The organism is Pseudoalteromonas sp. NBT06-2 (assembly GCF_002276045.1).
Taxonomy (GTDB): domain Bacteria; phylum Pseudomonadota; class Gammaproteobacteria; order Enterobacterales; family Alteromonadaceae; genus Pseudoalteromonas.
In genome coordinates this window covers 48,803-61,640 of the sequence record NZ_NQMR01000028.1, presented here as the reverse complement: position 1 = coordinate 61,640, position 12,838 = coordinate 48,803, and the positions used below count along the sequence as shown (strand labels likewise).

Below are 12,838 nucleotides of genomic sequence, written 5' to 3'. Positions count from 1 at the left end.
GATATAAGAATAAAAACATGCGCGATATTTTCGGTAATTGCTCCCTGCATTACTCTACTACTGACATCCATGTAAGCAAAATCGCGCCTACTATCCATTCAATTTTACCGTTTGTCACTTAACTGCTTCTTGATTCTTTAAATAGCTGATACTCATAACATCAGAAAAATAAAACCTGTTAATTAAAAAGAGGTTTAGATGCCAAATATGATTTTTTAGGCATATTTAGAAGAGGGATGTCATTATGACAAGTACAAATTATGAATATACTCAAAATAGAGAATACAAAAATATTCTTGCTTTAGAGCACACCAGTTTTACACGTCGATTTGCAGCGATAATTATAGATAGTGTTTTGTTAGGTATGGTCTTAGCTGTTTTTTTACGGTGTTTTATGGCGATTCGGATTGGCTCGCGAATCAAAGTGAATGGAGTTTTAACGGCATGGTTTATAACGAGCTTTTACCTTTGTTTTTAGTTGTTATGTTTTGGGTCCATAAAGCGGCTACACCCGGTAAAATGTTTTTAAATGCTAAAGTGGTTGATGCTAAAACAGGTCATAATTTATCTGTTGGTCAATCGATTATCAGATATCTAGGTTATATTATTTCGGCTATTCCATTTGGTTTAGGGTTTATTTGGGCTTTATTTGATCAACAAAACAGAGGCTGGCACGATATGTTAGCGGGTAGTATTGTGATACAAAATCACTAATCAAAATATAATTTATACCTATTTATTACAGTATTAAAAACGGGCTCATCAATATGATGAACCCGTTTTTAGCTTTTAATTGTGTTTATAAGCCATTGTGGTATTGCACATTTGTTTTTTGCGCTACTAGGTGATTCAGTGATTGCTCAGCTTCTACTTGGCCATTGAGTAATGACTCAAATTGTTTAATAAGCATTGCTTTATCTGGCGATGTTTTATCCCCGGCACCAATATTGGTTAAATCAATCATGAAGTTATCAAATAAATGTGAAAGGTCATTGATGATCTCCATATTTAAGAATTGATCTTGGTTATAAATACTTGGGTAACCTGCTTTTTGCTTATCAATCGCAAATGTGTCACCTTTTAAGTTTGTAATACTGGTAGATTTATCACAAGACAACATACAACCATTATCTATACGTGGTTTTTCACAACCGACACTTTGTTGGAAGAAACACTGTCTGCTGACCATCAGTAGAATTGGATGGTAAATACTGTACATCATTTTAAAGTTTTCAGGACGTGCAATATTTTGTATTTGCTGGCGGTTTATTTCGTTTGAAATAAAGGCACCACTACAATCAAATGTTTCTTTCATTGCTAATAATGCATAAGAGTTTGTAATATTTAAAAATGGTCCTGCAATCCATTTAACGCCTAATTTGTGTGCTTCATAAGCAATGCCTGTATTGTTTGTTACAATTAGATCTGGTTTTACTTGTTGTAATATATTGCGTGCTACGTCGTAATCTTTACCAATTAATACTGAAGGGAACCAAGGAATTAATCTTGGATTCTGCTTTAAAAAAACAACGTATTTAGTACAACCGCGTTTGTAAGCATCGGGTAGTTTAAAGTAAATATCCGCATCTGTAGTATCTGCTAATTTAATATCTGCTTCATCACAAATTAGAATAGATAGTTTTGCTTCTGGCTCTGTTTTAGCGTGTTTAACTAATTTGGGTAATGTTACTTCAGGCACTATTTCTTGGGATTCATTTAATAACGCTGAGACTGTATTTTTAATGACAGTTAACTCTTTATAGGCAATACATAACCCTTGCGCTAACGCATCTGTATTAATAGTTTGTAATATATATCCCGCATTATTTAAGTTTTTAAATCTATGCTCTAATAGCTCAGCATCAAAGCTTATTTTATCACTTGATCTTAATTTTGACTTTGATTGCACTATATAAGTTTGCTGCTCAACCGAAAAACCTTCTGTTGTGGCAGTCAATGTTAATGGCTCACCCGCTTTACCTGAAAAACGTAATGTAAGCGGTACTTTTTCAATGCTTAGGTGTTTTATTTTGTCATCTACAGTGGCATTTATGATGCTTTTTTCTTGATGAAGCGCTTGTTTAGCATCAAAAATTTGAACAACAGAAATGGCATTACTTTTATTGATCGCGTGATCTTTTGAGTTATCGCGCGGGTTATCAATAAACATTGACTGGTTTAAATCACCTTTTAAAAATGAATTAGTAAAATCGCGATTAAATACTTTATATAAGCGCTCGCCATCTTCTAGTAATTCACCCGTTTTTAAAAAACCATCAATTTGTTTTCTAAAGCTATCAATCACGGTATGTACGTAGCTTGCACCTTTAATACGGCCTTCAACTTTAAAAGAATGTACTCCGGCTTCTATTAATGCTGGTAAATCAAAAAATGTAGAATTGTCTTTTATATTTAACGGGAAGTTGTTGCCAGACTCTGTTGTTTCATATTCTTCTCTACACGCTTGACTACAACGGCCACGGTTACCGGAATTACCGACACTCGCTGAGGTTGAATAGCATAGGCCCGAAAAAGCAACACATAATGAGCCATGAACAAATACTTCAGTTAATGTGTCATGCTCACGACTAACAGCTGTTAATGCGGTAATTTCTTTTAAATTTAATTCTCTTGATAAATTAACGCGTGATGCACCTAATTTTTTCAAAAATGGTATTTGACCAACATTATGTGTTGTTAATTGGGTTGAAGCATGAATGTCTAAAGTTGGAAAATGTTTAGTCAAAAGATTAAACATGCCAAGATCTTGCACTATTACACCATCTAAAGTGGTATTAACTAGTTTGTTTAATAACTTAGTCAGCGCTTTAAATTCTCTTTCAAGAATAACAATATTGAGTGTTAGAAATATCTGACATTTATATTGATGGGCAAGTCGTATAATGCCAATTAGTTCATCAAAAGAAATATTAGACGCACGATTACGCGCATTAAAGGTGTCTAAGCCACAATAAACGGCATCTGCACCCGCTATAATAGCTGCTTTAATCGCATCGACATCTCCACCAGGCGCCAATAATTCAATTTTAGGATTCATGTCTACAACTTGTATCTGTTAAATTTAAAAGAGGGAATTTTACATACATCTTTGTACTATGAACATAATTAAAGTGTATTATTAATACATAATAAGTCGATTCTAAAATCATAATGAAAGCACCTACTGATTTACCAATACTTTATTCTTTGAGAAATTGCCCTTATGCAATGCGAGCTAGGTTAGGTATTTTTAAATCTCAACAACAAGTCATACTGCGAGATATCGTTTTAAGCAATAAGCCAAATGAAATGATAGTTGCTTCATCTAAGGGGGAAGTACCTGTACTTGTGGTTTCTCCTTTATTAGTGATAGATCAAAGTTTAGAAGTGATGCTTTGGGCATTTAATAAAAGTGATCCTAATGATCTTTTACATCGTCAGGATGAAACAATATTACCTAAGATGCTAATACTCATTGCGCAATTTGATACGGGCTTTAAAACAGCCTTTGATAAATACAGTTCGGCAAAGCGTTACCATGATGAAAATGTAGCACAGTATCGACAAAATTGTGAAGTGTATATACAAACGTTAGAGCAAAGATTAAATGAACACGCTTTTTTAATGTCAGAAAATGAAAGTTTAGCCGATTTAGCCATTTTGCCTTTTATTCGTAAATTCGCGCGGGTTGAGCGCAAGTGGTATTTACAATCTCCTTATCCTAAATTGAGAGTCTGGCTTAATCATTATTTGCAAAGTACATTGTTTTCAAAGGTAATGAAAGAATATCCATTATGGTTGGAGTCGCAAGAAGTGGTTATTTTTGGTGATAACTAAAACAAAGCAGTTAGCCAATAAGTATTATGCTGTTTCTTTTAAATTTATGGCTGCTAGGAAGTGAGTCAAATGAAAAATTGTTCTATTATTAATGATTGCCTATCTGAGGTTGATTTTAATTGTTCACCTTACTTTAATGAGCGACCTGATCAAAGTGATATATCTTTGTTAGTTGTTCATAATATTTCTTTGCCTGCAGGGAATTTTGGTAATTCATATATTAATGATTTATTTTTAGGTACGCTTAATTGTAACGCGCATCATAGCTTTTCTGATTTAAAAGGACTGGAAGTCTCAGCTCACTGTTTAATAAAACGATGTGGTGAAGTAATACAATATGTGCCTTTTAATAAGCGAGCTTGGCATGCTGGCGTATCAAATTATGAAGGCGTAACTGGTTGTAATGATTTTAGCATAGGCATTGAATTAGAGGGCACAGATACAATAGCGTATACTTCAATGCAGTATCAATCACTTAGCACTATAGCAAAAACATTAATAAAGCATTATCCTAAGCTCACAAAAGCGCGTATCGTTGGTCATCAAGATATTGCTCCTGGTAGAAAAACAGATCCGGGTGAAAGTTTTGATTGGTCATATTTTTATCAATTAATCGATTCATAATCTCAAAGTAATTATGATTTAATGCTACCTAGGTGAACTATGACGCTGATTTCTATATTAATAGCTTTAATTATTGAACGTTTAGATGCAAAAGGCCGATATTGGCAAATGCATATTTATGCCAGTAAATATTTAAACTTCTCCACTTCTGAATCTACAATTGTAAATTCAGTTATTAAACCTTTGTTAAAAAAAGAAATAGGCTTTCTACTTTGGTTAGTTATCCCTGCTGCTTGTGTTGGTTTTATTTATACGTTATTTGACTTTGTATTATTTCAACTAGCAATTAATGTAGTCATTTTATTAATTTGTATCGGTTGTATTTATTTAAGAGAAAAATATAAAGGGTATTTAAATGCCATGCAGCGTCAAGATAATGAAGCTGCCACATTATATGCTTTGCAATTAGGTCAAAAGAAAACAGCTGAGCAACTTGATGGTGAAACTTTAGGTCAAACATTAGCTTGGATTAACTTTAGGTTTTACTGTGCTGTTTTATTTTGGTTTGTTGTTTTAGGCCCAGCAGGTGCGGTTTTTTATGCGTTAGTTCGTACTTACTCTGATTTAGTGCGAAAAGATTTTGAATTAAATAACCAACAAGAAGATGAAGTGTCAGAGCAAGTCAGTTTTGAATATTCAATTACGCAATATCATAAAGTATTACAGTCTTTGTTATTTTGGCTTGATTGGTTACCTGCACGTATCGCCAGTTTAGGTTATTTGATCATAGGTAACTTTAATAAAGGCACAACATGTTGGTTAAAATTCTTATTAGATTTTAAAGTGAGTAATCGAAAAGTGGTTACCCATACTGCATTAGCAGCTGAACAAGTAGAACAAAAACATATTGGGTGTACCTTTGAAGCAAAATGTATGGTTAAGCTTGTTAAGCGAAATATATTTTTGTTTTTAGCATTAACTGCATTATTAACTTTATTTGCAGATTTGCCATAAATATAAACCAGTTTCGCATTTTTATTGTGGCCACTGTGTGGCATTTTAAACCTAGGTAGTTTTTAAAAACACAATCCCCCTGATTATAAAATTTTGAATATGAAATTATATTCAGGGGAGCCTTATTGGTCTGACCACTTTGTTTTCTGCTATTTTTCCTTTCTTTTTTTGTTATCTTTTCCATAATTTATCTTTTATTGATATAGATTATAGCCATTGGTCTACGCAACTTTGACTATATTCACTATTTTTGTTAATTTATGCATATCGATTTGGTATGACCAATTTACCGTTAGGGTTTGGGTGCTACTTTTAGCCATGAATTTTAAAATTAAAACAGCAAAATTATCTGACATTATTCTTGAACAGTTAGAGAATATGATCCTTGAAGGATCTCTTGCGCCAGGACAAAAATTACCACCAGAACGAGAACTCGCAAAACAATTTGAAGTTTCCCGACCTTCATTACGTGAAGCAATTCAAAAACTAGAAGTCAAAGGTTTAGTTTATCGTCGTCAAGGTGGTGGAACTTATATCAAAAATCAACTTGAAGAAGGTATGACTGACCCTTTATTTGAGTTGATTAGTAAACATCCTGAATCACAATTTGATTTATTGGAGTTTCGTCATGCCTTAGAAGGTATTGCAGCATATTATGCGGCACTACGCGGTACCGATACCGACTACGAAGCAGTGAAAGTGAGTTTTAATCAAATTGGCAAAGCGATAGATTTAAAGGCGAAAGCAAAAGCAATTAATGAATTTCACTTTGCAGTAGCTGAAGCGTCACATAATGTTGTGTTATTGCACTTAATACGTGGTATGTCATCACTACTTGAACAGAGTATTTTAGAAAATTTAACTATTTTAGTTGAGAAAGATAACGTAAAAGCACAATTAGCTGAACATAGAAAAACCCTGTTTAATGCTGTAATCGAAGGGCTGCCATTAAAAGCGAGAGAGGCAAGTAATGCTCACTTAGCTTTTATTGAAGAAGCGTTATTAAAAGCAGGTAAAGAGAATTCCAGAATAAAACGCAGTTTAAGACGTACACAACAAAACTAGTATTTCAATAGAATACTTATATTGGTACGAATACAAATATTTAATATTAAATAGATTAAGGAAACATCCTATGTCTGAAGTCCAGAACCATGATATTGACGCACTTGAAACTCAGGAATGGTTGCAAGCACTAGAATCTGTAATAAAAGAAGAAGGTGTAGAGCGCGCACAGTTTTTACTTGAGCAAGTTTTAGAGCAAGCACGTTTAGATGGTGTTGATATGCCTACAGGTATAACAACTAACTATGTAAATACAATTCCTGCAGATCAAGAAGCTGCATATCCTGGGGATGTAAATCTAGAACGTCGTATTCGTTCCATTATTCGCTGGAATGCGATTATGATCGTACTACGTGCATCTAAAAAAGATTTAGACTTGGGCGGTCATATGGCATCGTACCAATCGTCAGCTGCATTTTATGAAGTATGCTTTAATCATTTTTTTAAAGCAGCTAATGAAATTAACGGTGGTGATTTAGTTTATTATCAAGGCCATATTTCTCCAGGAATTTATGCTCGAGCTTTCCTTGAAGGTCGCATTAGTGCTGAGCAACTTGATAATTTCCGTCAAGAAGTAGATGGCAAAGGTTTGCCTTCATATCCACACCCTAAATTAATGCCTGAATTTTGGCAGTTTCCAACGGTATCAATGGGTCTAGGTCCAATCGCATCTATTTACCAAGCGCGCTTCTTAAAATACCTAGATGGTCGTGGTTTAAAAGATACTAAGAACCAACGTGTTTTTGCTTTCTTAGGTGATGGTGAAATGGATGAGCCAGAATCACGAGGTGCTATCTCTTTTGCTGCTCGTGAAAAACTAGATAACTTATGTTACTTAGTTAACTGTAATTTACAACGTTTAGACGGCCCAGTTATGGGTAACGGTAAAATCATTCAAGAACTTGAAGGCCTATTTAAAGGTGCTGGTTGGAATGTAATTAAAGTTGTTTGGGGTTCAGGTTGGGATAAATTACTTGCTAAAGATACAACAGGTAAATTACTACAGTTAATGAATGAAACAATTGATGGTGATTACCAAACATATAAAGCTAAAAATGGTGCGTATGTACGTGAGCATTTCTTTGGTCGTTATCCCGAAACTACTGCACTTGTTGCTGATATGACAGACGATGAAATTTTCGCACTCAAACGTGGTGGTCATGAACCTTCTAAACTTTACACTGCATTTAAAATAGCTGAAGAAACGAAAGGCCGTCCAACTGTTATTTTAGCTAAAACAGTTAAAGGCTATGGTATGGGTGAAGCGGCTGAAGGTAAAAACATTGCTCACCAAGTTAAAAAAATGGATATGAGCCATGTTGAGCATTTACGTTCACGTTTAGGTTTACAAGATTTGGTATCTGACGAAGCGCTAAAAGAATTACCTTACCTAACACTTGAAGAAGGTTCTGCTGAGCATAAATACTTACACGCACGTCGTGAAGCATTGCACGGTTATACGCCTGCACGTTTACCTAACTTCACAAAAGATCTAGTGATCCCTAAAGTTGAAGAGTTTAAAGTATTATTAGATGAGCAAAAACGTGATATTTCAACAACTATGGCATTTGTACGTACTTTAAATATTTTATTGAAAAATAAAAATATCGGTCAAAACATTGTTCCTATCATTGCTGATGAAGCACGTACTTTTGGTATGGAAGGTTTATTCCGTCAAATCGGTATTTATAATCCTCATGGTCAAAATTACACGCCACAAGATAGAGAGATTGTTTCTTACTATAAAGAAAGTACTTCTGGTCAAGTATTGCAAGAAGGTATTAATGAACTAGGTGCTATGTCTTCATGGGTTTCAGCTGCGACATCTTATAGCACAAATGATTTACCTATGATCCCATTCTATATTTATTACTCAATGTTTGGTTTCCAACGTGTTGGTGATATGGCTTGGATGGCTGGAGATCAACAAGCACGTGGTTTCCTATTAGGTGCAACTGCCGGTCGTACAACGCTAAATGGTGAAGGCTTACAACATGAAGATGGTCATAGCCATATTTTAGCAAGCACTGTTCCTAACTGTATTTCATATGATCCAACTTATGGATATGAAGTTGCGGTAATCGTACAAGACGGTATTCGTCGTATGTATGGTGAAAATCAAGAGAATATTTACTACTACTTAACAGTGATGAATGAGAACTATCATCAACCTGCTATGCCTGAAGGTGCTGAAGAAGGTATTCGTAAAGGTATTTACAAACTTAAAACGCTAGCGGGAGAAAAATCTAAAGTTCAGTTATTAAGCTCTGGTACTATCATGATTGAGGTACTTAAAGCGGCAACTATTTTAAGCGAAGAATACGGTATTGGTTCTGATATTTTTTCTGTTACTTCATTTAATGAATTAGCACGTGATGGCCAAGATGTTGAACGTTTCAACATGCTTAACCCTGCAGCTGAACAGCGTCAAGCTTATATTGCTGAGATATTAAGCTCAGAAGCAACAATTGCAGCAACTGATTACATGAAAAACTTTGCTGAGCAAGTACGCGCATTTGTACCCACAGAAAACTTTAAAGTATTAGGTACTGATGGTTACGGTCGTTCAGATAGCCGTGATAATTTACGTCGTCATTTTGAAGTGAATGCAGATTATGTTGTGGTTGCAGCGTTAACTGAATTAGTAAAACGAGGTGAAATTGAAGCAGTTGTTGTTACTGATGCAATTGCTAAATTTGATATCGATACTAATAAACTTAATCCTTTATACGCATAAGAGATAAAAACATGACAATTGAAATTAATGTACCAGACATCGGTTCAGATGAAGTTGAAGTGACCGAAATTCTTGTAAGCGTAGGCGACAAGGTTGAAGTTGATCAATCTATTTTAAATGTTGAAGGTGATAAAGCTTCAATGGAAATTCCTGCAGCGACAGCAGGTATTGTTAAAGAAATTAAAGTGACTGAAGGTGATTCAGTGACGACAGGTTCTTTAGTAATGTTTTTTGAAGGCGTAGCTCAAGTTGCAGAGCATGAGCCTGTTGCAACTAAATCAGATGCTACAACACCAATAACAACTTCATCAACAGTACAGGAAGTAAATGTTCCTGATATTGGTGGTGATGAAGTTGAAGTAACTGAAATTTTAGTTGCTGTTGGCGATGTTGTTACAGAAGAACAATCAATTTTAAACGTTGAAGGTGATAAAGCTTCAATGGAAGTACCTACACCATTTTCTGGTATTGTTAAAGAAATTAAAGTAGCAACAGGTGATACTGTTTCTACTGGTTCTTTAGTGATGCTTTTCGAAGTAAAGAGTGAAGTAGGGAGCGCAGCAATAGCGGCACCTGTTGCTGTAGAATCAGAGACTGCGGCACCCATTGCAGCAGTATCTGCTGTACAAGATGTCAATGTACCGGATATCGGTGGAGATGAAGTTGAAGTAACTGAAATTTTAGTTGCTGTTGGCGATGTTGTTGCAGAAGACCAATCAATATTAAATGTTGAAGGTGATAAAGCTTCAATGGAAGTACCAGCACCATTTGCTGGGGTTGTTAAAGAAATTAAAGTCGTTGCTGGCGATAAAGTGTCTACGGGTTCTTTAGTAATGGCATTTGAAACAACATCAAGTACACCTGTAGTGGCTTCAATTACTCCAGTGCCTGCGGAAAAATTAGCTGAGGTACCAGTAGTTAAAGCACCAACTACAAAAGAAAATTTTGCTGAAAATGATGCTTATGCACATGCATCTCCTGTTATTCGTCGTTTAGCACGTGAGTTTGGTGTAAACCTAGCAAACGTAATAGGCACTGGCCGTAAAGATCGTGTAGTTAAAGAAGATGTACAAAACTATGTTAAAAACTTAGTTAAGCAAGTTGAGTCAGGTCAAGTTTCAGCGTCTAAAGGTAATGCAGCTGGCGGTGAGCTAGGTTTAATTCCTTGGCCTAAAGTCGATTTCTCTAAATTTGGTGAAATCGAAGAGCAAAAACTATCTCGTATTCAAAAGCTATCAGGTGCTAACTTACACCGTAACTGGGTGAAAATCCCGCATGTTACTCAGTTTGATGAAGCAGATATCACTAGCCTTGAAGTGTTCCGTAAAGAACAAAATGTAATGGCTGAAAAACGCAAACTTGGTGTGAAAATCACTCCGCTTGTGTTTGTAATGAAAGCTGCAGCTAAAGCGTTAGAAGATTTTCCAAAATTTAACTCATCATTGAGTGAAGATGGTGAAAGCTTAATTCTTAAAAAATACATAAATATAGGTGTTGCTGTTGATACGCCAAATGGTTTAGTTGTGCCAGTATTTAAAGATGTGAATAACAAAGGCATTATCGAGTTATCTCGCGAATTAATGGATATTTCTAAAAAAGCGCGTGACGGTAAATTAACATCTTCAGATATGCAAGGTGGTTGTTTCACTATTTCATCTTTAGGTGGCATTGGTGGAACTTCATTTACACCCATAGTAAATGCACCTGAAGTTGCAATTTTAGGTGTATCTAAGTCTGAAATGAAACCTAAGTGGAATGGAAAAGAGTTTGAGCCAAAACTGATGGTTCCATTATCTATGTCATACGATCATCGTGTTATCGACGGCGCATTAGCTGCGCGTTTCACTGTGACATTAGCAAATTACATGAGCGATATTCGCCAGTTAGTAATGTAATAGATTTGCTACGCATTTCTATTAAGGCCACTTCGTGGCGTTATTCTAAGGCGTGTTATTTTAGATAACTCTCCTTAGAATTAATGAGATTTTTTACATGTCGGGTGATACAATCCGACCACAAATTTATTCAATATGTCCTTATTCCTGTTATTGATACTGTTTTCGGTGATGGGTGACAGGAAAATAAGTGGGCAGAACTGATTTTGTCCCGTTCAAAAATATAAAGGTAAAAGCATGAGTAACGAAATTAAAACGCAAGTCGTTATACTAGGTGGTGGACCTGGTGGTTATTCTGCAGCTTTCCGTGCTGCTGATTTAGGTTTAGACGTAACTTTAGTTGAGTCTCGCAATACTTTAGGTGGTGTGTGTCTTAATGTTGGTTGTATTCCTTCTAAAGCATTATTGCATGTTGCTAAAGTAATTGATGATGCAGCAGCTATGGAATCTCATGGTGTTACTTTTGGCGCGCCTAAAATTGATTTAGACAAAATCCGCTCTTGGAAAAACGCTGTGGTCAGCCAATTAACTGGTGGTTTAGACGGTATGGCTAAGATGCGTAAAGTTAAAGTTGTTAACGGTTATGGTAAATTTACTGGATCTAACACATTAGAAGTGGTTGATGGCGATACAACTTCAACGATTACTTTTGATAATGCTATCGTAGCTGCAGGTTCTCAACCTGTAAATTTACCTTTTATCCCTGAAGATGATCGTGTAATTGATTCTACTGGGGCATTAGAACTTAAAGACGTTCCAGAGAAACTGCTTGTATTAGGTGGCGGTATTATTGGTCTTGAAATGGGTACTGTGTATCGTGCACTAGGTTCTCAAATTGATGTTGTAGAATTTGCTGACCAGTTAGTCCCAGCAGCTGATAAAGACGTAATTAAGATTTACCAAAAATACGTTAAGAATAAATTCAACGTAATGCTTTCAACTAAAGTTGTTGGTGTTGAAGCAAAAGAAGATGGTTTATACGTTACTTTTGAAGGTAAAAAAGCACCTGCAGAACCAGTTCGTTATGACAAAGTATTAGTTGCTGTTGGTCGTACTCCAAACGGTAAATTGCTTGATGCTGAAAAAGCAGGTGTTGCAGTAGATGAGCGTGGCTTTATCAATGTTGATAAGCAATTACGTACTAACGTAAATCACATTTTTGCTGTCGGTGACATCGTAGGTCAGCCTATGCTTGCACACAAAGCGGTACATGAAGCTCACGTAGCAGCAGAAGTTATTGCTGGTCAGAAGCATTTCTTCGACCCTAAATGTATCCCTTCAATTGCATATACAGATCCAGAAATCGCTTGGGTTGGTGTAACTGAAAGAGAAGCAAAAGAGCAAGGTTTAAACATCGAAACAGCTGTATTTCCTTGGGCTGCATCTGGTCGTGCTATCGCTTCAGCACGTACTGAAGGTCAAACTAAAATGATCTTTGATAAAGATACTGGTCGTGTGATTGGTGGTGCTATGGTTGGTATTAATGCTGGCGAAATGCTTGGTGAAATTGGTTTAGCAGTTGAAATGGGGGCAGACGGTGAAGATTTAGCACTTACGATCCATGCCCACCCAACACTAAATGAATCAATTGGTCTCGCTGCTGAAATCTTTGAAGGTTCAATCACAGATTTACCAAACAAAAAAGCAGTTAAAAAGAAAAAATAAATTTGTAAACACATTTATTTTAAATTCGGTTACGCTGAGCAACAAGGGTGAATGATTTCAC

General features: G+C 35.7%; 9 protein-coding genes. 8 read left to right on the top strand and 1 reads right to left on the bottom strand.

The window, feature by feature from the left end:
- Nucleotides 1-387 precede the first annotated feature (387 nt).
- Nucleotides 388-714, top strand: a complete 327-nt coding sequence (locus CJF42_RS08245; RefSeq protein WP_095366223.1) for an RDD family protein — start codon at nt 388-390, stop codon at nt 712-714.
- 85 nt (nt 715-799) lie between these two features.
- Here the strand turns inward: CJF42_RS08245 and CJF42_RS08240 are convergent, their stop codons facing one another.
- A complete protein-coding gene (locus tag CJF42_RS08240) occupies nt 800-3,058 on the bottom strand; it encodes a peptidase U32 family protein (protein ID WP_095366222.1) in 2,259 nt (752 codons plus the stop codon).
- Nucleotides 3,059-3,171: 113 nt separating this feature from the next.
- On the opposite strand from CJF42_RS08240, the gene CJF42_RS08235 reads away from it, so the two are divergent.
- The 7 genes from CJF42_RS08235 to lpdA all read left to right on the top strand — a co-directional run bounded on the left by CJF42_RS08235 (nt 3,172) and on the right by lpdA (nt 12,777).
- Nucleotides 3,172-3,837 (top strand): glutathione S-transferase, encoded by a 666-nt coding sequence (locus CJF42_RS08235; RefSeq protein WP_095366221.1) that lies wholly within the window; start codon nt 3,172-3,174, stop codon nt 3,835-3,837.
- A gap of 69 nt (nt 3,838-3,906) precedes the next feature.
- Nucleotides 3,907-4,461 carry a 1,6-anhydro-N-acetylmuramyl-L-alanine amidase AmpD gene (gene ampD / locus CJF42_RS08230; RefSeq protein ID WP_095366220.1) on the top strand — a complete coding sequence of 185 codons (555 nt, stop codon included), beginning with the start codon at nt 3,907-3,909 and terminating at the stop codon, nt 4,459-4,461.
- A gap of 39 nt (nt 4,462-4,500) precedes the next feature.
- Nucleotides 4,501-5,415 (top strand): beta-lactamase regulator AmpE, encoded by a 915-nt coding sequence (gene ampE / locus CJF42_RS08225; protein WP_095366219.1) that lies wholly within the window; start codon nt 4,501-4,503, stop codon nt 5,413-5,415.
- 318 nt (nt 5,416-5,733) lie between these two features.
- Nucleotides 5,734-6,480, top strand: coding sequence for a pyruvate dehydrogenase complex transcriptional repressor PdhR (pdhR, locus tag CJF42_RS08215; protein ID WP_095366217.1), 747 nt, complete (start codon nt 5,734-5,736; stop codon nt 6,478-6,480).
- Between the two features lie 70 nt (nt 6,481-6,550).
- Entirely contained in the window at nt 6,551-9,217 is a 2,667-nt protein-coding gene (gene aceE, locus CJF42_RS08210; protein ID WP_095366216.1) for a pyruvate dehydrogenase (acetyl-transferring), homodimeric type, read from the top strand.
- A gap of 11 nt (nt 9,218-9,228) precedes the next feature.
- Nucleotides 9,229-11,112 carry a pyruvate dehydrogenase complex dihydrolipoyllysine-residue acetyltransferase gene (aceF, locus tag CJF42_RS08205; protein WP_095366215.1) on the top strand — a complete coding sequence of 628 codons (1,884 nt, stop codon included), beginning with the start codon at nt 9,229-9,231 and terminating at the stop codon, nt 11,110-11,112.
- Between the two features lie 237 nt (nt 11,113-11,349).
- Nucleotides 11,350-12,777 carry a dihydrolipoyl dehydrogenase gene (gene lpdA / locus CJF42_RS08200; protein WP_095366214.1) on the top strand — a complete coding sequence of 476 codons (1,428 nt, stop codon included), beginning with the start codon at nt 11,350-11,352 and terminating at the stop codon, nt 12,775-12,777.
- Nucleotides 12,778-12,838 lie beyond the last annotated feature (61 nt).

Bases quoted from the DNA above. Each gene is read 5' to 3' on its own strand.
- aceF (WP_095366215.1), top strand. From the start codon at position 9,229: ATGACAATTGAAATTAATGTACCAGACATCGGTTCAGATGAAGTTGAA.
- pdhR (WP_095366217.1), top strand. From the start codon at position 5,734: ATGAATTTTAAAATTAAAACAGCAAAATTATCTGACATTATTCTTGAA.
- ampE (WP_095366219.1), top strand. From the start codon at position 4,501: ATGACGCTGATTTCTATATTAATAGCTTTAATTATTGAACGTTTAGAT.
- ampD (WP_095366220.1), top strand. From the start codon at position 3,907: ATGAAAAATTGTTCTATTATTAATGATTGCCTATCTGAGGTTGATTTT.
- aceE (WP_095366216.1), top strand. From the start codon at position 6,551: ATGTCTGAAGTCCAGAACCATGATATTGACGCACTTGAAACTCAGGAA.
- CJF42_RS08235 (WP_095366221.1), top strand. From the start codon at position 3,172: ATGAAAGCACCTACTGATTTACCAATACTTTATTCTTTGAGAAATTGC.
- CJF42_RS08240 (WP_095366222.1), bottom strand. From the start codon at position 3,058: ATGAATCCTAAAATTGAATTATTGGCGCCTGGTGGAGATGTCGATGCG.
- lpdA (WP_095366214.1), top strand. From the start codon at position 11,350: ATGAGTAACGAAATTAAAACGCAAGTCGTTATACTAGGTGGTGGACCT.